Source organism: Rhizobium azibense, from assembly GCF_004342325.1.
GTDB classification, from domain to species: Bacteria; Pseudomonadota; Alphaproteobacteria; order Rhizobiales; family Rhizobiaceae; genus Rhizobium; species Rhizobium etli_B.
This window is the reverse complement of the sequence record NZ_SMBJ01000007.1, coordinates 271,838-296,325: the sequence shown is the minus strand read 5'-3', so window position 1 is coordinate 296,325 and position 24,488 is coordinate 271,838. Positions and strand designations below refer to the sequence as shown.

General features: G+C 60.5%; 23 protein-coding genes. 13 read left to right on the top strand and 10 right to left on the bottom strand.

All coding sequences use genetic code 11. From position 1 onward, the window contains the following. Positions 1-24: 24 nt before the first annotated feature. Genes ftsY through dapF form a run of 3 tightly spaced genes read right to left on the bottom strand, consistent with a single transcriptional unit; the run spans position 25 to position 3,786 of the window. Positions 25-1,593, bottom strand: coding sequence for a signal recognition particle-docking protein FtsY (ftsY, locus tag EV130_RS19445; protein WP_074062821.1), 1,569 nt, complete (start codon positions 1,591-1,593; stop codon positions 25-27). Positions 1,594-1,609: 16 nt separating this feature from the next. Next, positions 1,610-2,884 carry a tRNA (N(6)-L-threonylcarbamoyladenosine(37)-C(2))-methylthiotransferase MtaB gene (gene mtaB / locus EV130_RS19440; protein ID WP_074062822.1) on the bottom strand — a complete coding sequence of 425 codons (1,275 nt, stop codon included), beginning with the start codon at positions 2,882-2,884 and terminating at the stop codon, positions 1,610-1,612. Continuing rightward, positions 2,881-3,786 (bottom strand): diaminopimelate epimerase, encoded by a 906-nt coding sequence (gene dapF, locus EV130_RS19435; RefSeq protein ID WP_074062823.1) that lies wholly within the window; start codon positions 3,784-3,786, stop codon positions 2,881-2,883. Before dapF ends, mtaB begins: the two co-directional genes overlap by 4 nt. Positions 3,787-4,073: 287 nt before the next feature. On the opposite strand from dapF, the gene EV130_RS19430 reads away from it, so the two are divergent. The 11 genes from EV130_RS19430 (at position 4,074) to EV130_RS19375 (ending at position 14,979) form a co-directional block, all read left to right on the top strand. Next, positions 4,074-6,035 carry an elongation factor G gene (locus tag EV130_RS19430; protein WP_074062824.1) on the top strand — a complete coding sequence of 654 codons (1,962 nt, stop codon included), beginning with the start codon at positions 4,074-4,076 and terminating at the stop codon, positions 6,033-6,035. Positions 6,036-6,431: 396 nt separating this feature from the next. Next, positions 6,432-8,006, top strand: coding sequence for a signal recognition particle protein (ffh, locus tag EV130_RS19425; protein WP_074062825.1), 1,575 nt, complete (start codon positions 6,432-6,434; stop codon positions 8,004-8,006). A gap of 16 nt (positions 8,007-8,022) precedes the next feature. Then, positions 8,023-8,343, top strand: a complete 321-nt coding sequence (locus EV130_RS19420; RefSeq protein ID WP_074062826.1) for a chorismate mutase — start codon at positions 8,023-8,025, stop codon at positions 8,341-8,343. A 50-nt stretch (positions 8,344-8,393) separates the two neighbouring features. Next, positions 8,394-8,762, top strand: coding sequence for a 30S ribosomal protein S16 (gene rpsP, locus EV130_RS19415; RefSeq protein ID WP_074062827.1), 369 nt, complete (start codon positions 8,394-8,396; stop codon positions 8,760-8,762). 118 nt (positions 8,763-8,880) lie between these two features. Continuing rightward, positions 8,881-9,450 carry a ribosome maturation factor RimM gene (gene rimM / locus EV130_RS19410; RefSeq protein WP_074063370.1) on the top strand — a complete coding sequence of 190 codons (570 nt, stop codon included), beginning with the start codon at positions 8,881-8,883 and terminating at the stop codon, positions 9,448-9,450. A 7-nt stretch (positions 9,451-9,457) separates the two neighbouring features. Continuing rightward, entirely contained in the window at positions 9,458-10,138 is a 681-nt protein-coding gene (gene trmD, locus EV130_RS19405; RefSeq protein ID WP_074062828.1) for a tRNA (guanosine(37)-N1)-methyltransferase TrmD, read from the top strand. Positions 10,139-10,362: 224 nt separating this feature from the next. Continuing rightward, positions 10,363-10,899 (top strand): 50S ribosomal protein L19, encoded by a 537-nt coding sequence (rplS, locus tag EV130_RS19400; RefSeq protein ID WP_074063371.1) that lies wholly within the window; start codon positions 10,363-10,365, stop codon positions 10,897-10,899. 147 nt (positions 10,900-11,046) lie between these two features. Beyond that, positions 11,047-11,844 (top strand): basic amino acid ABC transporter substrate-binding protein, encoded by a 798-nt coding sequence (locus EV130_RS19395; protein WP_074062829.1) that lies wholly within the window; start codon positions 11,047-11,049, stop codon positions 11,842-11,844. 16 nt (positions 11,845-11,860) lie between these two features. Then, complete coding sequence (locus EV130_RS19390; protein WP_074062830.1) at positions 11,861-12,682, top strand: amino acid ABC transporter permease; 822 nt, start codon at positions 11,861-11,863, stop codon at positions 12,680-12,682. Positions 12,683-12,921: 239 nt separating this feature from the next. Then, positions 12,922-14,331: a 3-isopropylmalate dehydratase large subunit gene (gene leuC / locus EV130_RS19380; protein WP_074062831.1), complete on the top strand. Its 1,410-nt coding sequence runs from the start codon at positions 12,922-12,924 to the stop codon at positions 14,329-14,331. Between the two features lie 105 nt (positions 14,332-14,436). Next, positions 14,437-14,979 carry a SixA phosphatase family protein gene (locus tag EV130_RS19375; RefSeq protein ID WP_074063372.1) on the top strand — a complete coding sequence of 181 codons (543 nt, stop codon included), beginning with the start codon at positions 14,437-14,439 and terminating at the stop codon, positions 14,977-14,979. Positions 14,980-15,032: 53 nt separating this feature from the next. Here the strand turns inward: EV130_RS19375 and EV130_RS19370 are convergent, their stop codons facing one another. Continuing rightward, positions 15,033-15,863, bottom strand: coding sequence for an aldo/keto reductase (locus EV130_RS19370; RefSeq protein WP_074062832.1), 831 nt, complete (start codon positions 15,861-15,863; stop codon positions 15,033-15,035). A 132-nt stretch (positions 15,864-15,995) separates the two neighbouring features. After that, positions 15,996-16,544 carry a L,D-transpeptidase family protein gene (locus tag EV130_RS19365; RefSeq protein WP_074062833.1) on the bottom strand — a complete coding sequence of 183 codons (549 nt, stop codon included), beginning with the start codon at positions 16,542-16,544 and terminating at the stop codon, positions 15,996-15,998. Positions 16,545-16,688: 144 nt separating this feature from the next. Here EV130_RS19365 and EV130_RS19360 point away from each other — a divergent pair, with 144 nt between their 5' ends. Next, the gene (locus EV130_RS19360) at positions 16,689-17,372 is read left to right on the top strand and encodes a response regulator transcription factor (protein ID WP_074062834.1); all 684 of its coding nucleotides are present in this window, start codon (positions 16,689-16,691) and stop codon (positions 17,370-17,372) included. A gap of 13 nt (positions 17,373-17,385) precedes the next feature. After that, complete coding sequence (locus EV130_RS19355; RefSeq protein WP_074062835.1) at positions 17,386-17,841, top strand: cyclic nucleotide-binding domain-containing protein; 456 nt, start codon at positions 17,386-17,388, stop codon at positions 17,839-17,841. A gap of 3 nt (positions 17,842-17,844) precedes the next feature. On the opposite strand, the gene EV130_RS19350 is transcribed toward EV130_RS19355, so the two are convergent. The 5 genes from EV130_RS19350 to EV130_RS19330 form a co-directional block, all read right to left on the bottom strand. Next, complete coding sequence (locus EV130_RS19350) at positions 17,845-18,648, bottom strand: exodeoxyribonuclease III (RefSeq protein WP_074062836.1); 804 nt, start codon at positions 18,646-18,648, stop codon at positions 17,845-17,847. A 114-nt stretch (positions 18,649-18,762) separates the two neighbouring features. Further along, positions 18,763-19,431: an outer membrane lipoprotein carrier protein LolA gene (locus EV130_RS19345; protein WP_074062837.1), complete on the bottom strand. Its 669-nt coding sequence runs from the start codon at positions 19,429-19,431 to the stop codon at positions 18,763-18,765. A 137-nt stretch (positions 19,432-19,568) separates the two neighbouring features. Further along, positions 19,569-22,235 carry an FtsK/SpoIIIE family DNA translocase gene (locus EV130_RS19340; protein ID WP_074062838.1) on the bottom strand — a complete coding sequence of 889 codons (2,667 nt, stop codon included), beginning with the start codon at positions 22,233-22,235 and terminating at the stop codon, positions 19,569-19,571. Positions 22,236-22,474: 239 nt separating this feature from the next. Then, positions 22,475-23,911, bottom strand: coding sequence for an ammonium transporter (locus EV130_RS19335; RefSeq protein WP_074062839.1), 1,437 nt, complete (start codon positions 23,909-23,911; stop codon positions 22,475-22,477). A gap of 28 nt (positions 23,912-23,939) precedes the next feature. Next, the gene (locus EV130_RS19330) at positions 23,940-24,278 is read right to left on the bottom strand and encodes a P-II family nitrogen regulator (RefSeq protein ID WP_027511789.1); all 339 of its coding nucleotides are present in this window, start codon (positions 24,276-24,278) and stop codon (positions 23,940-23,942) included. Positions 24,279-24,488 lie beyond the last annotated feature (210 nt).

The following is a 24,488-nucleotide window of genomic DNA, read 5'->3' as shown; positions in this document are numbered from 1 at the left end:
CGCTGTTGCGGCTTATCTGTGGCATCATTGCCCAAGCCCGGCAATGGCATGAGCGAAATCCTCGGCCTCGAAGGGCTCCAGATCGTCTACGCCTTCGCCGACGCCGATGAAATAGACCGGCAGCTTGTGCTTTGCGGAGATCGCAACAAGGATGCCGCCCCTCGCAGTACCGTCGAGCTTGGTCATGATCAGGCCGTTGACGCCTGCAATATTGCGGAAGATTTCGACCTGATTGAGAGCGTTCTGGCCGGTGGTCGCATCCAGCGTCTGCAGCACCGTGTGCGGGGCGTCGGGATCGAGCTTTCCGAGCACACGGACGATCTTTTCGAGCTCCGCCATCAGCTCCGCCTTGTTTTGCAAACGACCGGCGGTATCGATGATCAGCACGTCGCACTTTTTCGCCTTCGCCTGCTCGAAGGCATCATAGGCAAGACCTGCGGCATCCGCACCAAGCTTCGTGCCGATGAATTCCGACTTCGTGCGATCGGCCCAGATCTTCAACTGCTCGATCGCCGCGGCGCGGAAAGTATCGCCCGCCGCCACCATGACCTTCAATCCGGCACCCGAAAGTTTCGCCGCCAGCTTGCCGATCGTCGTCGTCTTGCCGGTGCCGTTGACGCCGACGACGAGAATGACATGGGGCTTGTGGGTGAGATCGAGCTGCAAAGGCTTTGCGACCGGCTTCAACACTTTGGCTATTTCCGATGCCATGATGCGGCTGACATCCTCGCCGGTCACATCCTTGCCATAGCGCTCTGAGGCGAGCGTATCGGTGACGCGCATGGCGGTTTCGACGCCGAGGTCGGCTTGTATCAGCAGGTCTTCGAGATCCTGAAGCGTGTCGTCGTCCAGTTTGCGCTTGGTAAAGAGCGCGGAAATCTGGCCCGTGAGTTGCGACGAAGTGCGCGCCAGACCGGCGCGCAGACGCTGGAACCAGGTGAGCTTAGGGTAAGGAGCAATCGGCTCCGCCTCGGTGGTTTTCGCAGTGGTTGCAAAGCCCTTGGGAAGTAGAGGTTGCGTCTTTGAAGCATCCTCGCCATCTGCGTCACGCAAAGGAGCATCCTCCGCTACCCCGCCGGGCGTCTCCCCCCCAAGCAAGGAGATTGGCTGGGGAGGAACGGTTTGGCCTTCCTCGGCCGCCCCTGAAATCTCTTCGGGACGAATATCCGTGACTTCATCATGAGAAGCATCAAAAACCGGCGCCTCGTCCGCCGCCTGATCTCCCGAAGAAACTGAGGGGGGTGTCTTTGCCGTGGGCGTTTCTTTGGCTGGCGTTTCTGGCTCGGCTTCAGCCTCTGCCTCCAGCAGCGACAGTGGTATCACACCAAGATCGCCAATCTGGTAGGCGGCCGGAAGGATCGCCGCATCTTCGGCGTCTTCGGAGGGCTCGACAGCGTCCGCAGCCGGGGCGGCGCCCGCGATATCCAACTGTTCCGGAAAAGCGGGATCGCTTGCAAGCGGCAGGTGTTCCTCGTGCGAATGCGGGCCTGGTTCGGCTTCGAGAACCTTTGTCTGCGAAGCCTCCGGCGCCTGCTCTTCCGCCGGCTTTTCCTTGCCGAAGGTGAAGACCTTTTTGATGAAGCTGAGCGCCATGGGGAATTCCGTGAAATCAGGCCGCGTCGGCGGCTGTCAATTGCATGTCGAGATGTTTGCCATTATGGCCGGTGATGATTGCCTCGACGAATGAACGCGGCCGAAGATCGGGGACTGCGACAAGCGTGAAGTTCTCGGTATGTGCAAGCCCGTTGTTTTCCACAAGCAGCCTTTGGCGCGTTCCGACCATCTGATCCAGATGGGACTGATGAAGCTGATGTCCAGTAGCACGAAGCCTTACCGCACGATCCTTGACGATCGACCGGTCGATCTGCGGCATGCGGGCTGCCGGCGTACCTGGGCGAGGGCTGTAGGGGAAGACATGCAGATGGGCGACCCTGGCTTCTTCCGCCAGGCTTGCGGCATTTTCGAACATCTCTTCGGTCTCGGTCGGGAAACCGGCGATCATATCGGCGCCGAAGCACATGTCTGGACGCAGACGGCGAACCTGATCGACGAAGGCAAGCGCATCGGCGCGTGAATGCCGCCGTTTCATGCGCTTCAGGATCATGTCGTCGCCATGTTGCAGCGAAAGATGCAGGTGCGGCATGAAACGCGGCTCATCGGCAACCAGATCGAACAGATGCTTGTCTGCCTCGATGCTGTCGATCGACGACAAGCGCAGTCTTCGAATGTCCGGCACCTGCTTCAGAAGCGTCTTGGCAAGCAGCCCGAGCGTCGGCTCGCCGGGTAGGTCGGCGCCGTAACTGGTGGCATCGACGCCCGTCAGCACGATCTCGCGGTAGCCGCTATCGACGAGATTGCGCGCCTGATCGACTACGGCACCCATGGGCACGGAGCGGGAATTGCCGCGGCCATAGGGAATGATGCAGAAGGTACAGCGATGGTCGCATCCGTTCTGCACCTGGATAAAGGCGCGCACATGCCCGTCGATATGCTTCACCATCTGCGGCGCCGTCTGGCGCACGCTCATGATGTCGTTGACGCGCAGCTTCTCTTCGGCGCCCACTCCGAAATCGGGCAGGGCACGATATGAGAAGGTGTTGAGCTTCTCCTCGTTGCCGAGAACGGCGTCGACCTCGGCCATTTCTGCGAAGGTCTGCTTTTCGGTCTGGGCCGCGCAGCCCGTCACGATGATGCGCGCATGCGGATTTTCGCGTCGTGCCCGGCGGATGGCCTGCCGCGCCTGACGCACGGCCTCGCCTGTGACGGCGCAGGTATTCACCAAAATGGCATTGTCGAGCCCGGCCTTTTCCGCCTCCGCCCGCATCACTTCGGATTCGTAGGTATTGAGACGGCAGCCGAAGGTGATGACCTCAACGCCGCTCACTGCGCCTCGGCCTCCTGCGCCTGATCGCGCGCCCACGAACCGCTGGAAGGGTCGAGCGTACCGGACCATTCCCATTCGGCAGGACCGGTCATGATCACGTGGTCGTCGCCGTCGCGCCATTCGATCGACAATATGCCGGGCGGCTTGGCGCTGGCGACATGAATCTCGACCCTGCGGCCGGTGCGGCCCGTGCGGGCAGCGCTGACAGCGGTTGCGCAGGCAGCCGAACCGCAGGCAAGCGTCAAGCCCGCACCGCGTTCCCATGTGCGTGTCGTGATCGAGGTCGGCGAGGTGATTTGCGCCAGCGTGATATTGGCGCGCTCGGGAAACATCGGATGATTCTCAAGCAACGGCCCAAAGCGCGCAAGATCAAAGGACATCACATCCCTGTCGACCCAGAAGACGGCGTGCGGGTTGCCCATCGACATGGTGGAGGGCGAATGCAGGACCGGGCTGTCGATCGGACCGATTTGCAGTTCAATGCGGCTGGTATCGTGAAATTCTTCCGCGAGCGGGATCTTGTCCCAGTCGAAAACAGGCTTGCCCATGTCGACCGAGATCGTACCGTCGTCATGCTCGACGGCATTGAGGATGCCTGCCACCGTCTGGAAAGTGAAAACCTTCTTGCCGGTTTCCGCAGCAAGAGCCTGCACGACGCAACGCGTGCCATTGCCGCAGGCTTGCGCCTTTGATCCATCGGAATTCAGGATGTCGATCCAGGCATCGGTGCCTTGAGCCCTTGGGTCGTGGATCGCCATGATCTGATCGAAGGCCGTGTCCGGATGGGCATTGAGCGCAATTGCAGCAGCAGGCGTCACCTTGTCTGCGCGGCCGCGCATGTCGACAACCAGGATCTTGTTGCCAAGCCCGTTCATCTTCGCGAATTCGACCGTTGCGCTCATAGGCTCATTCCGTGTCCATTTTGGCTGTATATGGCCGAAACGCGCGGGAATTACCAGTGGGTGCGGGCAATGACCAGTCGGCGACGCTTCGCTGCCCGGCTCTTTTTCGCCGGTCGAATCGCAGGAAGCGCCGGCATGACAGACGCCATGCTGCCGGCACCGATGTCTGGACAGTGGCCGGCCGCCGCCTCGAAGATTGAGAAAAGTCGCAATGGCCTAGCACTTTTCGTCGGTTGAAGGCATTCTTGACAATGGGATGCGTGTTCTTGGCAAAGGGAGGATAGCCGATGCGCTGCTTCACGGTACTTGGACCCTCGCAGACGGGAAAGTCGACGCTCGTCGCAAAGCTGGCTTCGCTCGAAGGGACACCGAGAAAGTCCCTCTCTCCATACGGATCGAGCCTGACGGAATTCGAATTCGGAAGCGAGGGATGGTGTGCGCTGGACACGCCCGGCGCCAACGAGGCGCTGGCTCTCGCCCAGGATTCGCTTCTGGCAAGCGATGCCTGCATCCTGTGCGTATCGCCGGCGCCGGACGAGGCAGTGCTGGCAGCACCCTATCTTCGCGCCATCGAAGCTTCGGGAACGCCCTGCATTCTTTTTGTGAACCGGATGGACGAGCCGCAGGGGCGCCTGCGCGATGTCATCGCCGCCCTGCAGGCCTATTCCAGCCATCCCCTCGTCCTGCGGCAGATACCGATCCGCGATAGCGATATGGTGGTCGGCAGCTGCGACCTGATCTCGGAGCGCGCCTGGCGCTATCGGGAAGGCCAGCCTTCGGCCCTCGTCGAACTGCCCGAGAGTGCAGTTGCGCGCGAGCACGAGGCACGTTCCGAACTGCTGGAACAGCTTTCCGAGTACGATGACTGGCTTCTCGAGGAACTGATCGAAGATCGCGAGCCGGCAAGCGATGCACTCTTTGCCATCGCCTCGCGGATCCTGAAGGAAAACAAGGTCATTCCCGTGCTCTTCGGCGCAGCATCCCACAGCAACGGCATCAAGCGGCTGATGAAGACGCTGCGCCACGAAGCGCCGCCTGTTGAAGCCCTGCGGAGCCGGCTGGCTGCCACCGCCAGCGTGGATGAAACGGCATTGGCTGCCGTGAGCTTCCACGCCTACTACCGGCCGAGCGTTGGAAAGACGACTCTCGTTCGTGCGCTTGCCGACGGACTGAAACAGGGCGCTGCGCTGGCCGGCGCCAGTCTCGGGTCGGTTCAGGAGGGAGGAAACGGCCGTCCCCTTGCCGGCGGCAACTCGGCGCGCGGCAGGATTTTTGCCGCAGTCAAGTCAGATCACCTGCCCGCACCCGCCTTGCTGACAGCGGCCGAGGCTTTTGCACCGCCCGCTTGGACGACGCCGCCGACGCCGATGCTCGAACGCATCCTTGTTCCGGGCACCGAGCGCGACGAAACGAAGCTGTCGGCGACGCTGGCAAAGCTTGCCGAGACCGATCGCGGCCTGAAGGTGATGCAGGAGGAGGGAACAGGCGCACAGTTGATCTGCGCGCAAGGACCGATGCACCTGCGTGATCTGCGCAGGACCCTGTCGGAGGTATTTCGCGTCGAAGTCACGGATCGATCGCCGAACCCGATCTATCGGGAAACGATCTCAAAGCCCTCGAACGTCCACTATCGTCACCGCAAGCAGACGGGTGGCGCGGGGCAGTTTGCAGACGTGCAGCTGAGTGTGCGTCCCAATGAACGGGGGCAGGGCTTCACCTTCGGCGAGACGGTCAAGGGCGGCACTGTGCCCCGCAACTACATTCCCGCGGTGGAGGCCGGCGCCCGTGAAGCCATGGAGAAAGGCCCGCTCGGCTTTCAGGTGATCGATGTCGACGTGACGCTCACGGACGGCCAGTACCATTCCGTCGACAGCTCCGACTTCGCCTTTCGGGCAGCGGCACGCATGGGCGTGCGGCAGGCGTTGTCAGAGGCAGCGGCTGTGCTGATGCAGCCGGTGGTCCGGGTCGAAATCCATATTCCATCCATCTTCTCTGGCAGCATGGTGGCGATCGTCTCGGCACTCAAGGGCCAGGTGCTCGGCTTCGATCGCGATGAGAGCGCCAAAGGATGGGATGTCTTCCGGGCACTCGTTCCCGGTGGGGCGCTCGACGAACTGGCCCGCACGTTGCGCTCCGCTACGCAAGGAATCGGATACTACACCAAAGCCTTCGATCACTTCGAGGAGATCTACGGCAAAGAGGCCGACGCAATCATCAACGCACACGGTTCGGGATCGCACCCGAACTGAAGCGCCACGTGGCAATCTTGCCGGCCGGGACGCGATCTCACCTTTTGTACACACAATGAAATCCATGGGGGTGAATTCGTTGCAGGCTTTTGACGGTATCGCTTGAGATTACACGAGCGGCTCACCAGTGCTTTGGAGCCGGCAATGCGGTCAATTGTCGGGATTGTCTTGACTTTGTCCCTACTTTCCTGTTTACCGCCGCTCAATCTATGACGAGCTTCAAGACTCGAGCCGCCGACCGGGACCCGACAAGGTATAAAGAGATCCCGGAGGTCCACACCCGACAGCGCGATGCGCCCTCGGGTGCTTTTTGGCTTTGCGTCTTGTTTTCGTCACGGAAAAGCACGACGTTTCCGGGCATATCATTCCTGCCCGAAACGTATCAAGGAAGAGCCGATGTTTGAAAACCTCCAGGACCGTCTTGGATCCATTTTGAATGGACTGACAGGCCGTGGCGCGCTTTCGGAAGCCGATGTTTCCGCAGCGCTGCGCGAGGTTCGCCGCGCATTGCTGGAAGCCGACGTTGCACTCGATGTCGTACGCTCCTTTACCGACCGCGTACGCGAAAAGGCCGTCGGCGCAGAGATTTTGAAGTCGATCAAGCCCGGCCAGATGGTCGTAAAGATCGTTCATGACGAGCTGATCGAAATGCTGGGCGGCGAAGGCGCCGGCGTCGATCTGCACGCTGCTGCCCCCGTCGTGATCATGATGGTCGGCCTGCAGGGCTCCGGCAAGACGACGACGACGGCCAAGATCGCCCTCCGGTTGACGGCGCGCGAGAAGAAGAAGGTGCTGATGGCATCGCTCGACACGCGCCGTCCGGCAGCGCAGGAGCAGCTTCGCCAGCTCGGCGCCCAGACCAGTATCGATACGCTTCCGGTCATCGCTGGCCAGTCGCCGACAGATATCGCCGCACGCGCCGTTCAGGCAGCAAAGCTCGGCGGCCATGACGTCGTCATCCTCGACACCGCCGGCCGTACGCATATCGATGAGCCCTTGATGGTCGAAATGGCCGACATCAAGAAGAAGTCGAACCCCCATGAAATCCTGCTGGTCGCGGACTCACTGACCGGTCAGGACGCCGTCAATCTGGCCCGCAATTTCGACGAGCGCGTCGGCATCACCGGCCTCGTGCTCACCCGCATGGACGGCGACGGCCGCGGCGGTGCGGCTCTCTCCATGCGCGCCGTCACCGGCAAACCGATCAAGCTGATCGGTGTCGGCGAAAAGATGAGCGAGCTGGAAGAATTCCATCCCCGCCGTATCGCAGACCGTATTCTTGGCATGGGCGACATCATCTCGCTCGTCGAGCGCGCGGCTGAGAATATCGACGCCGAAAAGGCGGCCGCCATGGCCGCCAAGATGGCCAAGGGTAAGTTCGACCTCAACGACCTCGCCGACCAGCTGCGCCAGATGCAGAAGATGGGCGGCATGGGCGGCATCATGAACATGATGCCCGGCATGGCCGGCATGAAGGACAAGATGGCATCCGCCGGTCTGAATGACAGCCTTTTCGGGCGCCAGCTTGCGATCATCTCCTCGATGACGAAGGCCGAGCGCGCCAACCCGGACATTCTCAAGCATTCCCGCAAGAAGCGGATCGCTGCCGGCTCCGGCACCGAGGCTGCCGACATCAACAAGTTGCTCAAGATGCACCGCCAGATGGCGGACATGATGAAGATGATGGGCGGCAAGGGCAAAGGCGGCATGATGAAGCAGCTGATGGGAGGTCTTGCCGGCAAGATGGGCCTCGGCGGCATGGGCGGGATGCCTGATCTTTCGAATATCGACCCCAAGCAGCTGGAGGCACTTCAAAAGCAGGCCGAGGCGGCAGGTCTTGGGAAGCCGGGTGGGGGCATGCCTGGTTTAGGTGGCGGTTTGCCGGGCGGCTTGCCAGGCCTTGGCGGCGCAAAGCTACCGGGTCTCGGCGGTGGTTTTCCGGGTCTGCCCGGATTGCCGAAGAAGAAGTGAAAGGATCGCCTGCCTGATGATTGATCCGGACGTCAAAGCCCAGCTTTCGAGCTACCGTCAGTCGATCGACAATATCGACGCGGCGCTCGTCCACATCCTGGCCGAACGCTTCCGCTGCACCAAAGAGGTCGGCGTTTTGAAGGCCAAGTACAAGTTGCCGCCGGCCGATCCGGCGCGCGAGGAATACCAGATCGCCCGTCTTCGGCAGCTTGCCGAAGATGCGCATCTGGATCCGGATTTCGCCGAGAAGTTCTTGAACTTCGTCATCACGGAAGTCATCCGGCATCATGAGCAGATCGCTGCGGATCACGCAGAGCGCGGCGCCGCAGCAAAATGAACCAATACCGCCTCACGAAGCGGTCAAGAAAAGCCTAAGGAGTAAATGACATGGCACTGAAAATTCGTCTCGCCCGCGGTGGTTCCAAGAAGCGCCCGTATTATCACGTCGTTGTTGCCGACGCCCGCTCGCCGCGCGATGGCCGCTTCCTCGAAAAGCTCGGCTCCTGGAACCCGATGCTCGCCAAGGACGACGCAAAGCGCGTCGAACTGAACGCCGAGCGCGTCAAGCACTGGCTCGACAACGGCGCGCAGCCGACCGACCGCGTTCTTCGCTTCCTCGACGAGGCCGGCGTTGCAAAGCGCGAGGCCAAGAACAACCCGGAAAAGGCCAAGCCCGGCAAGAAGGCCCAGGAACGCACTGCCGAGAAGGCTCAGAAAGCTGCCGACGCAGCTGAAGCCGCCGCTTCCGCAGAATAATTTCGGGGTCATATCCCGATCCGACGGGCGGCATGGCGACATGCCGCCCGTTTTCATTTTCATTCCGGCAGACTTCGTTTATGAGAAGCCAGATTTGCGGCTTCACATGAAGGGCCCCATGACAAAGCTTGAAAAACCCGTACTGATGGCAACGATCGGCGGCGCGCAAGGCATCCGTGGCGAAGTGCGCGCCAAGGCTTATACGGCCGATCCGACGGCACTTGGCGACTATGGTCATTTGCACAGCATGGACGGGCGGTCCTTCGAGATCCTCGAAATCCGCGAGATGAAGAATGTCGTCGTCGTTCGCTTCCGTGGCATCAACGACCGCAATGCGGCCGAGGCGCTCAACGGCCTGGAACTCTATATCGAACGCGACAACCTGCCAGACGACGAACTGGAGGAGGACGAATTCTTCTATGCCGATCTCGAAGGGCTGGAGGCCGTGGACGACAAAGGCGTCAGCTACGGCACCATTACCGGCGTCTTCGACTTCGGCGCGGGCGACCTGCTGGAGCTCAAGGGGCCGGGCAAGCGCCCCGTGCTCATCCCCTTCTCCGAAGCATCGGTTCTCGAAATTGATCTCGAGGACGGCACGATCCTGATCGATCCGCTGGCAGCGGGCCTTGTCGATGATCCGCAGGAAATCTCCAAGCTCGCCTCCGGCAAGCCGAAGAAAAAGAAGTGAGATTGCCATGGGTTTCCGGGCGACCGTCCTGACACTCTATCCGGAGATGTTTCCGGGGCATCTGAGCTATTCGCTCGCCGGCAAGGCGTTGGAGCGCGGGCAATGGTCGCTGGATAGCGTGCAGATCCGGGATTTTGCGACCGACAAGCACCGCACCGTCGACGACACGCCGTCAGGCGGTGGCGCCGGCATGGTGCTGAAGCCGGACGTTTTGGCGCGGGCGATCGACAGCACTTGCCAGGACGATGCGCGTCCGCGGCTCTTGATGAGCCCGCGCGGCAAACCGCTGACGCAGGAACGTGTGCGCGAGCTTGCAGCAGGCCAGGGCGTGATCATCGTGTGCGGCCGTTTCGAAGGTGTCGATCAGCGGGTGATCGACGCGCGGGCGCTTGAAGAAATTTCGATCGGCGATTACGTGCTTTCGGGAGGCGAGCCCGCCGCCTTGGTCGTTCTCGACACGATCGTGCGCATCCTGCCGGGTGTCATGGGCAATGATCTTTCGGGTCTGCATGAGAGTTTCGAAGGCGGTTTGCTGGAGCATCCGCACTACACCCGGCCGCAGGAATGGGAAGGCCGCGAAATTCCAGCGATCCTAACCTCCGGCAATCACGGCGCCATCGAGAGGTGGCGACATGAGCAGGCGGTTGCCTTGACAAAGGAAAGGCGGCCGGACCTTCTGAAGGACTGAAAGCCGCAAATCCGTGCCTCCGCCTTATAAAAATGTCGTCCAAGGGATGACAAGGCCCTGGCTTTCGTGTAGTAGCGCACGCGGAAATGGGGCTAGCCCCGTCTGCCAGCAAACAAAGAATGGCGAATCCGCTCCCGCCCGCAAAGGGCAAAATCCCGAGGCAATGCCAAAGGATTCACGTGTCGAGCGCTCTGGCTGTTTCAGAAGAACCAAGGGTTAAGACGATGAACATCATTCAGCAGCTCGAGGCCGAACAGGCCGCCAAGATCGAAGCCAAGCGCACGCTTCCGGAATTCTCTCCTGGCGACACGCTCCGCGTCAACGTCAAGGTTACGGAAGGCAACCGTACCCGCGTCCAGGCCTATGAAGGCGTCTGCATCGCCCGCTCCGGCGGCGGCCTGCAGGAAAACTTCACGGTCCGCAAGATTTCCTACGGCGAAGGCGTCGAGCGTGTATTCCCGATCTATTCTCCGATGATCGAAAGTGTCGAAGTCGTTCGCCGCGGCAAGGTTCGCCGTGCGAAGCTCTACTACCTGCGCGACCGTCGCGGCAAGTCCGCCCGTATCGTTGAGAACACCGGCACCCGCGCCCGCAAGCTCAACGACGCCGAGCGCGCTGCTGTTGCCGAGGAAAAGGCACGTATCGAAGCCGAGAAGGTTGCAGCAGCTCAGGCTCTCGCAGCCGAAAAGGCAGCAGCCGAAGCGGCAGAAGCAAAGGCAGCAGCTGAAGCTGCAGCCGCTGCAGAGGCTACGGCAGAATAAGGTCAGCGAACGCAAAACTCTTTGCATGGAAAGGCGGTCTTCGGGCCGCCTTTTCTGTTTTGGGTCTGCGCCGTGGGAGCCACGCTCTTGCCATCGGCGTCGCAACTATGACAGTTTCCCCGGGCACCATTTCATTGGAGAATCCTGATGCCGTTTTGCCGCACCATCCTTGCAGGCCTTGCCGCTCTCGTTCTTTCGCCGTTGGCAGCCCTCGGCGCCGATCTGCCGGATCTAGGCGGCAAGACGGTGGTCGTCGTGACCGAGAATGCCTATCCGCCGCTGCAATTCGTCGATCCCAAGTCCGGCAAGCAAATCGGCTGGGAATATGACGCGATGAACGAGATCGCCAAGCGGCTGAACTTCAAGGTCGAATATCAAAACACGAGCTGGGACGCGATGATCCAGGCCGTCTCCGACGATCAGTACAACATCGGCATGACCGGCATCACCATTAAGGACGACCGCAAGCAGAAGGTGGATTTCTCCGACCCTTATATGCGCTCGCAGCAGTTCATGCTGGTCCGGGCAGATGAGGGCCGCTTCACGGACGCCAAGAGCTTCGGTGAAGTCAAGGACGGCCTTGTGGGCGCGCAGCCGGGCACCTCGCCCTTCTACACCGCCGTCTATGAAATCCTTGACGGCAATGAGCAGAATCCGCGTATCAAGCTCTTCGAAACCTTCGGCGCGACGGTCCAGGCGCTCAAGGCCGGAGACGTCGACGTGGTGCTTTCCGACAGCGTTGCCGCGAAGGGGTATGTCGATGCCTCGAACGGCACGCTCAAGGTCATCGGCGGACCGCTCGGCACCGAGGATTTCGGTTTCATCTTCCCGAAGGGCTCCGATCTCGTTGCCCCCATCAACGCCGCGATCGCCGAATTGAAAGCCGACGGCACGCTCGACGCACTGAACAAGAAGTGGTTCATCGACTACAAGATGGGCGAGTGATGCAGGTCGGCCGCTGATGGCCCTGCAGCCTTCTCCTGCGGGAAATTCAAAGGGCGACTATCCGTGGTGGCTGGCTGCCCTTGCTGCGATCGGCATCATCCTTGCCATCGTCATCGTCACCAACGGCATCTATGCACAGGTTTTCCGTACCGTCGTCAACGGCGTATGGATCACTGTCGTCGTGACGTTGGTCGCCTTTGCGCTGGCCACCTTGCTTGGCCTCGGCATCGCTCTTCTCGGGCTATCCGACAGCGTCGCGCTGCGGCAAGCATCCCGCTTCTACATCGAGATCATCCGCGGCATCCCGATGCTCGTGCTGCTCTTTTATGTGGCCTTTGTCGGGGCTCCGGGCATTGTCGGCGCCTATAATTTCCTGATCACGCCATTTGTGAAAGCCGGATTGGCCGAACCGGTCCTCGTGCGTGACCTGTCACTGATGTGGCGTGCGATCATCGCCCTGATGATCGGGTATTCCTCCTTCATTGCCGAGATTTTCCGCGCCGGCATCCAATCGGTCGACCATGGGCAGATCGAAGCGGCAAAGGCGCTGGGCCTGTCGCGCTACCACCGCTTCCGCCTTGTTGTCTTTCCGCAGGCGATCCGCGTCATCTTTCCGCCGCTATCGAACGATTTCGTTTCGATGGTGAAGGACAGCTCCCTCGTTTCCGTGCTCGGCGTTTCCGACATCACGCAGATGGGCAAGGTCTATGCCTCCGGCTCCTTCCGCTTCTTCGAGACCTATTCGATCGTCACCTATATCTATCTGATCCTGACGATTGGCTTGTCGCTCGCACTGCGGCAGATCGAGCAGCGGATGGGCAGAGCTCACAGCCGGTAGCGCTGCATGATTCGAATTGCCGTTTCCGAGAAAAATCGCTATATGCAGGCCCATGGAAAGCAAGTTCCGGTGCATTGGCGCGCATATATTTGTGCTGCAGGATCATTATCGCCTGCCGGCCCGTTTCTTTGCGACGGTATCCGGTGCGCTCAACAGCCGACTTCGTTGATCGAATGATGGCCGGCGGGCCTTGCCGCCTATTTCTTCTCCCATTGCATCCAAAAACGGACTGAACAGCCATGAGCGCACCGCGTACCCTTTACGACAAGATCTGGGACGACCATCTGGTCGACGAACAGGCAGACGGCACCTGTCTTCTCTACATCGACCGCCATCTGGTCCACGAAGTGACCTCTCCGCAGGCGTTCGAAGGCCTGCGCATGACGGGCCGCAAGGTTCGTGCTCCCGAAAAGACGCTTGCCGTCGTCGATCATAACGTTCCGACCTCGCCTGATCGCCATCTCGGCATCAAGAACGAGGAGAGCCGCATCCAGGTCGAGCAGCTTGCCAAGAACGCGGCCGAGTTCAAAGTCGAATATTACTCCGAGAACGACAAGCGTCAGGGCATCGTGCACATTATCGGGCCGGAACAGGGCTTCACCCTTCCGGGCATGACGATCGTCTGCGGCGACAGCCATACGTCCACGCACGGCGCCTTCGGCTCGCTCGCCCACGGCATCGGCACGTCCGAGGTCGAGCACGTCCTGGCGACGCAGACGTTGATCCAGAAGAAGGCGAAGAACATGCTGGTGCAGGTCGACGGAAAGCTGCCGGCAGGCGTCACCGCCAAGGACATCGTTCTCGCCATCATCGGTGAGATCGGCACGGCTGGCGGCACCGGCTACGTCATCGAATATGCTGGCGAAGCGATCCGTGCGCTGTCGATGGAAGGCCGCATGACGATCTGCAACATGTCGATCGAAGGCGGTGCCCGCGCCGGCCTGATTGCGCCCGACGATACGACCTTCGAATACATCAAGGGCAAGCCGCGTGCGCCGAAGGGCGAGGCTCTGGAACAGGCGATTGCCTACTGGAAGACGCTCAAGTCCGACGAAGGCGCACATTTCGACCGCATCGTGAAGCTCAACGCCGCCGAACTGCCGCCCATCGTCTCCTGGGGCTCTTCGCCGGAAGACGTCGTCTCGGTTCAGGGCGTCGTTCCGAACCCGGACGAGATTCAGGACGAAACCAAGCGAGCCTCAAAGTGGCGCGCGCTTGACTACATGGGCTTGAAGCCAGGCATGCCGATCACCGAGATCAACATCGATCGCGTCTTCATCGGCTCCTGCACCAACGGCCGTATCGAAGACCTTCGAGCAGTTGCCAAGGTCGTCGAAGGCAAGACCGTTGCTTCGACCGTCAACGCCATGATCGTTCCCGGCTCCGGCCTCGTGAAGGAACAGGCCGAAACCGAGGGCCTCGACAAGATCTTCAAGGCAGCCGGTTTCGACTGGCGTGAGCCGGGCTGCTCGATGTGTCTTGCCATGAACGACGACCGCCTCAAGCCGGGCGAGCGCTGCGCATCGACGTCCAACCGCAACTTCGAAGGCCGTCAGGGCTTCAAGGGGCGCACGCATCTCGTTTCGCCGGCCATGGCTGCCGCTGCTGCAATCGCCGGCCATTTCGTCGATATCCGCGAGTGGAACTGACGGATATTGCCTCCCTTTCGGTTTGAAAGGGAGGCATGCCATCTTGAGAAGACAAGATGCGCATTCGGTGAGACAATGGTCTCCTGCCTTTTTCAGGTGAGCGGCATGAATGCGTCGAAAAAGCCTTCGCCGAAGTACCTTCGCCTTTTTCTGCTGCGCCACGCAAAATCCGCTTGGCCGGACGATGTCGCAGACCATGACCGCCCGCTTGCCAAGCGCGGGCGAAAGGCCGCGCCGTTGATCGGCGCCTATATGGATCGTGAAGGGCTCTTGCCGGATCTCGCCCTGGTGTCGACGGCGCGGCGCGCGCAGGAAACATGGAAGCGTGTAGCAAAAAAGCTTTCCGCCTCGACTGTGGAACGCGATGTGCCGGATTTATACGAAGCCTCGGCAACGCGCATTGTCGGCCTGCTCCACAAGATTGAGCCGTCGTTTCGAACCGTCATGCTTGTCGGACACAATCCCGGATTTCAGGATCTCGCGAACAATCTCATCGGAAACGGCGATCGGGAGGCCTGCGCACGCTTGAAGGAGAAATTCGCCACTGCCGGCATGGCGATCATCGCCTTTGAGGCGAACAGCTGGGCGGATATATCGCCTGGAAGCGGACGTCTCGAGCGCTTCGTGACACCGCGTGAACTCACCTGAGCGAACGCCTCCTCCTCCGCGCAATGGTGGAGGAGGAGATGGCGGTCTGTTGCTCAAAACGTTGCCGTATAGGGCTCCGGTCCCATTCGGGCATTCCTGTCGTCAAGCCTGGCAATCGCTGCCATGTCCTCGCCATCGAGCTTGAAATCGAACACCTTGAAATTTTCCTCGATGCGCGACGGCGTCACCGACTTGGGGATCACGACAAGGCCGCTCTCGATATGCCAGCGAATGATGACCTGCGCGGGTGTCTTGCTGTGCTTCCTGGCGATTTCCCCGATAACCGGGTTGGCGATGAACTTCCCTTGACCGAGCGGACTCCAGGATTCGGTCACGATATTCAGCTTCCGGTGAGCGTCCTGCGCCGCCTTCTGCTGAAAATCCGGGTGCAGTTCGATCTGGTTGATGACCGGGACCACCCCGGTATCGCCAATAATGTGATCCAGATGATCCGGATAGAAGTTGGAGACGCCAATCGAACGCGCACGGCCTTCCTCCTTGATCTTGACGAAGGCCTTCCAGGTCTGGCGATAGAGTCCGCGATGCGGTGACGGCCAGTGAATCAGGTAGAGATCGACATATTCGGTGCCAAGCTTCTTCAGGCTGCCCTCGAAGGCACGCAGAGTGCTGTCGTAGCCCTGGTCGGTGTTGCGAAGCTTTGTCGTGATGAAAACATCCTTGCGATCGAGACCGGAGGACCGCACGCCCTCGCCGACACCCTCTTCGTTGTCGTAGCCCGAAGCCGTGTCGATATGGCGGTAGCCGACTTCGAGAGCCTTGCGAACCGTCGGAGCCGCGACCTCCTGTGGCGTCTGCCATACTCCGAGGCCGACCTGGGGAATGGAATGTCCGTCATGGAAAGTGATGATGGGTTGATTGGCCACAATAAATCTCCGGGAGTTTGAAGGATTGGTGGGTCATGAATTTGAACCCGCAAGCGGATGTCCCGGCCCTTCAGCCTGAGCGCCGGTCAAAGCGGATATAGGAGACGGTGCACGGATTATCACCCCTGATGCTCATACAACGCGTATGACTGTCCCCTTGCGCATGTGCGGCAAAAGGCGGCGCATGTCGCGCGGATGGATGGCAAGGCAACCGGCTGTCGGCTGATATCCCGGCCCAATCAGATGGAAGAAGATGGCTGATCCCCGATTGCGGGCGCGGGATGTGATATTCCAATCCATGACGAGACATATGTCGTAGAGACCGTCCTTGCGCTTCATCTCTTCGTGGCTTTTACGGAACGGCGCTCTGACGAGGCGATTGTAGTTCGGGTCGCCGGGCTGGTCGCACCAGAGCATGTCGTCACGGATGCGGCGGATCGGGAGCGGTGTCTTAAGGCGGCTCGGATGTTTGCCGCGGCAAAACCCGTAAAGCAGCTTCATGGAAGCAATCGGCGTTGCACCGTCGCCCTCGCGCTTCAAGATGGTGCGGCCGGAACGGCCGATCGCGGCAGGAAAGACGAAAGGACCGCATTGAATGAGTGCGCGGCTTTTCCTGCCGGGCGCGGGGCGCACAATAATGGTGGATGATACAGTTCTTGCGCTTCGCCTTGTTTTCTCCATTTTTCTCACATGTTTTTGTTTTGCTTGGGACTTCGATTGAAATCACATCGGCCCTGGCCCGGCAACAGCTCGTCTTCCGGTCTTTGCCAGCGATCGAAATATGGCGTAGGACTTGATGAGACGGAATCTGAGGAACAGAACCGCATGACCGCACGCACCATTCTACTGGTGGATGACGACGACGACCTTCGCGAAACTCTCACGGAGCAGCTTGCGCTCTATGATGAGTTCACGGTCCTGCAGGAGGCGACGGCCGGCAAGGGCATACAAGCTGCTCGCAACACGCCCGTCGATCTGCTGATCATGGATGTCGGACTGCCGGATACGGACGGACGCGAAGCCGTGAAGCTGCTGCGCAAGGGTGGCTTCAAGGCGCCGATCATCATGCTGACCGGGCACGATACGGATTCCGATACGATCCTCGGTTTGGAGGCCGGCGCCAACGACTATGTCACCAAGCCCTTCCGCTTCTCGGTGCTTCTGGCCCGCATCCGCGTCCAGCTCCGGCAGCACGAACAAAGCGAGGACGCGACCTTCACGGTCGGGCCCTATCTCTTCAAGCCGAGCCAGAAGCTGTTGACCACCGAAAACGGCCAGAAGATTCGCCTCACGGAGAAGGAAGCGGCGATCATCCGCTATCTCTATCGCGCCGAACAGAAGGTGGTTACCCGGGACGTCCTTCTTGAAGAAGTGTGGGGCTATAATTCCGGCGTGACGACCCATACGCTTGAAACGCACGTCTACCGCCTTCGCCAGAAGATCGAGCGCGACCCGTCGAACGCCGAGATCCTGGTAACGGAAAACGGCGGCTACAAGATCGTACCTTAGGGCAAAGAGCCGGATGGCGCTGACAGACGACATTAACATGCTTTCGCAGCAGCCGCTCTTCAAAGGCATGTCGGCCGACCAGTTGCGGCTGATCGCCTTCGGCGCCGACCGCCGTTCGATTTCCACCGGGCAGATGCTTTTCCGCGAAGGATCGCCGGCCGAAAGCGCTTATGTCGTCGCCAGCGGCGCGCTGGAACTCAGCACGACGGGCCCCGACGGTCATCCGAAGGTCGCGCACATCGCACGCGAGGGCACATTGCTGTCCGAGCTCGCTCTCGTAACGCTGGTGGAGCGAAAGTTCACCGCCGTGGCGCGGGAGGATTCCAGTGTGATCCGCATCACGCGGGCGCTCTTTTACAGGCTGATCGAGGAATATCCGGATGCGGCCCGCATCATAGAAAGCCGCATTCGCGACAACATCGCGGAATTGGCGTCGCGCGCGAGCGCACAGCTTCACCGCTTTTCGTAGATCTCAGAAATTGAAATGCGCAGTCACGGGCACGTGATCGGAGGGCCGGTCCCATCCGCGAGCTTCCTTGAGGATTTCGATGCGCTGGAGCAGCGGGCCGAGGTCCGATGACGACCAGATGTGATCGAGGCGGCGGCCACGATCGGCAGCCTCCCAGTCCTTGGCGCGGTAACTCCACCAGGTATAGAGCTTTTCGTTCGACGGCACGTGCTGGCGCATGAGATCAAGCCAGGCTCCGCGCCTCATCGCCTCCAGCAGGCCCTCGGTTTCGACCGGCGTATGGCTGACGATCTTCAGCATCTGCTTGTGCGACCAAACGTCGTGCTCGAGCGGCGCGATGTTGAGATCGCCGACGAGTATCGCCGAGGTATTCGCTTCGCCGTTGGCCTTCAGCAGCTTCATTTCCTCGACGAAATCCAGCTTATGAGCGAACTTCGGATTGATGGCCGGGTCCGGCTCGTCGCCGCCGGCGGGTACATAGAAATTATGCAGCCGCACGCGGCGCCCTCCACGCTCGAAGACCGCCGAGACATGGCGCGCGTGGCCGACATTTCCGTAATCCAGGCGATGATCCTCCTGGAGCGGGATGCGCGAGGCGATTGCGACGCCGTGGTAGCCCTTCTGGCCATGGACGATGATGTGCTCGTAACCCATGGCGCGCAGAGGGGCCGCCGGAAAGAGTTCGTTCGGAACCTTGGTTTCCTGCAGGCAGAGGATGTCCGGCCTGTGCTTGAGGACGAACTGCTCGACGATCGGCATGCGCAGCCGCACCGAGTTGATGTTCCAGGTGGTAATCGAGAAGCTCATGCAATTGCCTTTCAACGAGACTGAAAAGGCCTTAGAGCAAAGGGGTTGCGGATGGAACGTCCACACGCAAAAACGCCCGGCTTTCACCGGGCGTTTTTCACAGAAAGTCATATGTCAGTCACGGGAAGCGGCAGTCCCTGGAATGCTTTCGTACGGCACCCTGAAGACCTTCTGATCAAACTGAACGCCGGTCCTCACATTGAACACCATCACGGACGTGTCCTTGCCCTGGTTATCGGTGATCGTCCACTGACGCAGATCGTAGGTCTTCGGATCGAACATCATCGTGATCGTCGAATTCCCGAAGATCGTCTTGTTGCCAAGCGAAATCGTCGTCAGGTCCGATTCCTCCTTCACGCTCTTTACCGAACCGTCCGACAGGTTGATCCTGCGTGCAAGCAGCAGGCTGAGCGGCGTCTTGGACAGCGGATAGAGACTCCAGGTCTTCAGCTTCAGGTTCCCGACCGCGACATTCCTGCCGTCGGAGATCACCCGGATCGGCGACGGATCGTTGTAGTTGAAGCGCAGCTTGCCGGGGCGCTCGATGTAGAATTTGCCGCCTGTCTGTTCGCCGCGCGGGCCGAACTGCACGAATTCGCCCTGCATGGTGGCGACGTTGGAGAAATGGTCGGCAATTGCCTGTGCCGTTGAAGAACCGCCGGCCGCTGCCTGCGCAAGGGCGCCGAACGGCGCTGCAGCCGAAACAGCCGCCAGAGCCATGGCCCCGAGAAGGTGACGGCGGCTGAGCAGCAAGCCACTGGAATTGAAATCGGAGTTGGTCATCTAGGTCTCCTATGATGCGACCTGCATGCTGCCGAAAGGCGGCGTCTTCATGGCGCAGAGGCATCGCTGCAGAAGGTAACGTTTGCGAGGCGATCAGGTTTCCGTGAAGTCATTGCCCCGGCATCTTTTTTCGGCCTCTAGCGATCGAGGATATCGCCTTCGGTCGGAACCAGGATTTCGCGCTTGCCTGCGTGGTTCGCAGGTCCGATGACGCCTTCCTGCTCCATGCGCTCGATCAATGATGCGGCGCGGTTGTAACCGATGCCGAGACGGCGCTGGATGTAGGAGGTCGAGGCCTTGCCGTCGCGAAGCACGATGGCGACCGCCTGATCGTAGGGATCGTCGGAATCGGCCAGATTTGAGGTCCCCGCCGGACCGCCGTAATCATCGTCTTCGTCATCATCAGCGGTGATCGCATCAAGATATTGCGGTGCGCCCTGGGTCTTCAGATAGGACACGATCTCCTCGACTTCCATATCAGCCACGAAGGGACCATGGACGCGCTGAATGCGCCCGCCACCAGCCATATAGAGCATATCGCCCATGCCGAGCAGTTGCTCGGCGCCCTGTTCGCCGAGGATCGTGCGGCTGTCGATCTTCGACGTGACCTGGAAGGAGATACGGGTCGGAAAATTCGCCTTGATCGTGCCGGTGATGACGTCGACGGACGGACGCTGGGTCGCCATGATCACGTGGATGCCTGCGGCGCGCGCCATCTGCGCCAGACGCTGGACGGCGCCTTCGATATCCTTGCCGGCGACCATCATGAGGTCGGCCATTTCGTCGATGATGACAACGATGTAGGGCATCGGCTGCAGGTCGAATTCCTCGGTTTCGTACATCGCTTCGCCGGTGTGGCGGTCAAAGCCTGTCTGCACGGTTCGGGAGATCGCCTCGCCCTTGGCCAGCGCCTGCTCAACGCGCGCATTGAAGCCATCGATGTTGCGGACGCCGATCTTCGACATTTTCTTGTAGCGCTCTTCCATCTCGCGGACCGTCCATTTGAGCGCGACAACAGCCTTCTTCGGATCGGTGACCACTGGCGACAGCAGATGCGGAATGCCGTCATAGACCGAAAGCTCGAGCATTTTCGGATCGATCATGATCAAGCGGCACTGTTCCGGCGTCAGACGATAGAGCAGCGAGAGGATCATGGTGTTGATGGCAACCGACTTGCCGGAGCCCGTCGTACCGGCAACCAGCAGGTGGGGCATCTTCGCGAGATCGGCAATGACGGCTTCGCCGCCGATCGTCTTGCCGAGTGCCATGGCGAGCTTCGCCTTCGAACCTTCGAAATCACGCGATGCGATCAGTTCACGCAGGTAAACAGTTTCACGCGTCGAGTTCGGCAGTTCGATGCCGATCGCGTTGCGGCCAGGGACCACAGCGACACGGGCGGCGATCGCGCTCATGGAGCGGGCAATGTCGTCGGCAAGGCCGATGACGCGCGAGGACTTGATGCCCGGGGCAGGCTCGAGCTCGTAGAGTGTGACGACCGGGCCCGGGCGGACATGGATGATTTCGCCCTTGACGCCGAAGTCTTCCAGAACGCCTTCGAGCATGCGGGCATTCTGCTCCAGCGCATCGGCGGAAAGCGATGAGTCACGGATGACATTCTTTGGTTCGGCGAGCAGGTGAATAGAGGGGAGCTGGAAGCCTTCCGGACGAATGAAGGTACCCTGTGATTCCCGTTCGATGCGGGCACCTGGCTTCGGACGCGAGATCTGCGGCACGACGCGCGGCTCAGGCTTGCCGCCGGCCGCCTTTGCCGGTGCACGTATCATCCAGTCATCTTCGTCGTCGTCCGGTAGAATATCGGCCGGACGCGGAGGCATGTCGCTATCGAATGGCGCTTCGCCATCGTCGTCGCTGATCGAAATCGAGGGCGCAGAGACGACCCGACGCAGCGAATTGGCGCGCGGTTCCATGGACGGCTCCAGGCGCTCGCTGCGGCCTGCCGGCGCCTTGGCGCGGACGGGCTCGTTCAGGGTGCCGAATTCATCATCGTTGAAGTCGTAGGGCGATTCGAAATCGCTCTGGCGGCGCTTGCGTGGCGCCATGCCGAGGATGCGGCGCATCCGCGCCTGGCTCATATACCAGGCATGTGTCAGCGCTCCGAACGCGAGCCAGCCGCCGCCTTCGTCATCCTCCTCCTCGTCGGCATCACCAACCGAGCGGGCCTTGGAAGGTATAGCCACGAGTGCATCGCCCTCGTCCTCTTCGCCTTCGGTGCGGCCGACGATGCCGGCAGCAAAGAGCATCATCCAGGCTGTGGGCAGCGCGAACACGCAGCCGACCGCCGTGGCGAACGCGCCGCTCGGATAGGCTCCGACAAAAAGAGCCGGAAAACGCAGGATCATATCGCCGATGACGCCACCGATGCCGTTGGGGATCGGCCATGTCAACGGCGGCGGAAAGCATCCGATCACGGCAGACGAAAGGATCGAGCCGAGAGCCCAGGCGCCGGCCCGTGCAGGAATGCGGCTAATACGACGGCCTGAAATCAATGCCAGGGCCCAGGCGACGACCGGCAACAGCGCCACGACGCTTGCAAGGCCGAAGAACTGCATGGCGATGTCGGCAAAGGCGGCACCGCCATATCCCAGGACGTTTGCCGGCGGATTGCCGGTTGCGTAGGAATAGCTCGGATCTGTGACGTTCCATGTCGCGAGTGCCGCGACTGCGAGCGCCAACAGCAGGAAGATCGCAAAGCCCAGGAGAGCCTGCGCCTGCCGCAACACGAACCCTGTGAGGGAGAAACGGTCCGGCCGGCTATCAATCACCGGCGACGTGCTTCTTGCCATATACCCAACCCGTCCAATGCTGAGCGCGCGAATCGCCGAGGCGTCGCCACGCAATATGCGTCCGCCCCACCTAATCAAAGGAGGGTTAAAGCGATGTTAACCATGAGAGGCTGGACAAGCCGGACCGGCAAATAAAAAGGGCCCGAACCAAAGGTCCGGGCCACGATTGGGCCTGTATAGCTGAACAGAGCCGCGACGGGCTGAGCGGCGCCCTTTTCCAGGCGCCGCTGACCCTGCCATCAAGAAGAGTGGTAGGCGGCTTCGCCATGGGTCGACAGGTCGAGACCTTCGCGTTCTGCCTCAGGGGTTACGCGCAGGCCGACGATGAGGTCGACGATCTTGTAAAGGATCGCCGAGCCGACGCCCGACCAGACGAGGGTCGTCAGGACGCCCTTTAGCTGAGCCCAGACCTGAGTTGCCGTCCCGGCGTAGGATGCAGCAAAGTCCGGGGTCGAGTAGTCGACGATACCTGCGCCGCCGAGAGCCGGGTTGACGAGAATGCCAGTGCCGATCGCGCCGATGATGCCGCCAATGCAATGCACGCCGAAGACGTCAAGGCTGTCGTCGTAGTTGAACTTGTTCTTCACGACGTCGACGAAGAAGTAGCAGGCCGGCGAGACGATCAGGCCGAGAACGATCGAGCCCATCGGACCTGCAAAGCCTGCTGCCGGCGTAACGGCAACGAGACCGGCAACAGCACCCGAAGCAGCACCCAGCATGGAAGCCTTACCGCGGGCGAAGGTTTCGACGATGCACCAGGAAACAGCGGCAGCAGCCGCTGCGACGAAGGTGTTGATCATGGCGAGCGAAGCATAGGAGTTGGCTTCGAGGTTGGAACCGGCATTGAAGCCGAACCAGCCGACCCACAGAAGCGATGCACCGACCATGGTGAGCGTCATGGAGTGCGGAGCCATGATTTCCTTTTTATAGCCCGTGCGCTTGCCAAGCATGATGGCGCCGACGAGGCCGGCAATACCGGCATTGATGTGAACGACCGTGCCGCCGGCGAAGTCGATTGCACCATAGGAGAAGATCAGGCCGGACGGCGAGGTGTAGGAGCTCGGACCACCCCAGAACCAGACCATGTGTGCCATCGGGAAATAGATGAAGGTGACCCACAGGATAACGAAGAGGATGAGGGCGGAGAATTTGATGCGCTCGGCAAACGCGCCGACGATGAGGCCGGGCGTGATGCAGGCAAACGTCATCTGGAACACGATGAAGGTGTATTCCGGAATGGCGACGCCCTTCGAGAAGGTCTCGGCGAGCGACGACGTGTTGACGCCGGCAAGGAAGGCCTTGGAGAAACCGCCGATGAAGCTGTTCAGCGAACCGCCGTCGGTGAAGGCCAGCGAGTAGCCGTAGGTGACCCAGATCAGGGACACGACGGCGGTGATCATGAAGACCTGCATCAGCACGGAGAGCATGTTCTTGGCGCGCACGAGGCCGCCATAGAAGAGAGCCAGGCCAGGAATGGTCATCAACAGCACGAGCGCCGAGGAGACGAGCATCCAGGTATTGTCACCCTTATCCATGGTGAAGGCCGGAGCCGCTGCAGCCGCGGCATCGGCAGCAGCCGGCGCGGTCTCCTGCGCAAAGGCGACGACCGGCGCTAGGAGCGCGGCAGACGCAGCCCCGAGCCGCGCAAATGTGGAAGAAAACTTCGAAATTGACATTGGGATAAAGCTCCTTGCTCGGCCGTTCTTACAGCGCTTCGGTATCGGTTTCGCCCGTGCGGATACGGACGGCATGGTCGATCGAGTAGACGAAAATCTTGCCGTCGCCGATCTGGCCGGTCTTGGCCGACGACGCGATGGCTTCGACGGCCTTGTCGACGATTTCTGATGCGACTGCGATTTCGATCTTGAGCTTCGGCAGGAAGCTGACCGCATATTCCGTACCGCGATAGATTTCGGTATGTCCCTTCTGGCGTCCGTAGCCCTTCACTTCGGTCACGGTCAGGCCCTGAATGCCGATCGCCGTGAGGGCCTCGCGGACCTCATCGAGCTTGAACGGCTTGATAATGGCCATCACAATTTTCATCTGGTTTTCCCATCCTTCGTTATCCTCGGCGCGGTGCCGACTCTCCTTGCCGCTGACGTTCAAGAACAGCGACTGGGGATCTACATTCAAAGGGCGTGCCAGTTTCGAAGCGATTATAAGTTATTGAAAAGTAAAGACTATAATGAACGGTGCTATTTAAGAGGCAAATGACACGGCAACAACCGCCCAAATAATGCCCAAATTCGCAAA

Bases quoted from the DNA above. Each gene is read 5' to 3' on its own strand.
- EV130_RS19395 (WP_074062829.1), top strand. From the start codon at position 11,047: ATGCCGTTTTGCCGCACCATCCTTGCAGGCCTTGCCGCTCTCGTTCTT.
- EV130_RS19335 (WP_074062839.1), bottom strand. From the start codon at position 23,911: ATGTCAATTTCGAAGTTTTCTTCCACATTTGCGCGGCTCGGGGCTGCG.
- dapF (WP_074062823.1), bottom strand. From the start codon at position 3,786: ATGAGCGCAACGGTCGAATTCGCGAAGATGAACGGGCTTGGCAACAAG.
- EV130_RS19375 (WP_074063372.1), top strand. From the start codon at position 14,437: ATGAATGCGTCGAAAAAGCCTTCGCCGAAGTACCTTCGCCTTTTTCTG.
- rimM (WP_074063370.1), top strand. From the start codon at position 8,881: ATGACAAAGCTTGAAAAACCCGTACTGATGGCAACGATCGGCGGCGCG.
- rplS (WP_074063371.1), top strand. From the start codon at position 10,363: ATGAACATCATTCAGCAGCTCGAGGCCGAACAGGCCGCCAAGATCGAA.
- EV130_RS19430 (WP_074062824.1), top strand. From the start codon at position 4,074: ATGCGCTGCTTCACGGTACTTGGACCCTCGCAGACGGGAAAGTCGACG.
- EV130_RS19350 (WP_074062836.1), bottom strand. From the start codon at position 18,648: ATGAGCTTCTCGATTACCACCTGGAACATCAACTCGGTGCGGCTGCGC.
- leuC (WP_074062831.1), top strand. From the start codon at position 12,922: ATGAGCGCACCGCGTACCCTTTACGACAAGATCTGGGACGACCATCTG.
- rpsP (WP_074062827.1), top strand. From the start codon at position 8,394: ATGGCACTGAAAATTCGTCTCGCCCGCGGTGGTTCCAAGAAGCGCCCG.
- EV130_RS19360 (WP_074062834.1), top strand. From the start codon at position 16,689: ATGACCGCACGCACCATTCTACTGGTGGATGACGACGACGACCTTCGC.
- EV130_RS19340 (WP_074062838.1), bottom strand. From the start codon at position 22,235: ATGGCAAGAAGCACGTCGCCGGTGATTGATAGCCGGCCGGACCGTTTC.
- trmD (WP_074062828.1), top strand. From the start codon at position 9,458: ATGGGTTTCCGGGCGACCGTCCTGACACTCTATCCGGAGATGTTTCCG.
- EV130_RS19420 (WP_074062826.1), top strand. From the start codon at position 8,023: ATGATTGATCCGGACGTCAAAGCCCAGCTTTCGAGCTACCGTCAGTCG.
- ffh (WP_074062825.1), top strand. From the start codon at position 6,432: ATGTTTGAAAACCTCCAGGACCGTCTTGGATCCATTTTGAATGGACTG.
- EV130_RS19365 (WP_074062833.1), bottom strand. From the start codon at position 16,544: ATGGAGAAAACAAGGCGAAGCGCAAGAACTGTATCATCCACCATTATT.
- ftsY (WP_074062821.1), bottom strand. From the start codon at position 1,593: ATGGCGCTCAGCTTCATCAAAAAGGTCTTCACCTTCGGCAAGGAAAAG.
- EV130_RS19345 (WP_074062837.1), bottom strand. From the start codon at position 19,431: ATGACCAACTCCGATTTCAATTCCAGTGGCTTGCTGCTCAGCCGCCGT.
- EV130_RS19330 (WP_027511789.1), bottom strand. From the start codon at position 24,278: ATGAAAATTGTGATGGCCATTATCAAGCCGTTCAAGCTCGATGAGGTC.
- EV130_RS19355 (WP_074062835.1), top strand. From the start codon at position 17,386: ATGGCGCTGACAGACGACATTAACATGCTTTCGCAGCAGCCGCTCTTC.
- EV130_RS19390 (WP_074062830.1), top strand. From the start codon at position 11,861: ATGGCCCTGCAGCCTTCTCCTGCGGGAAATTCAAAGGGCGACTATCCG.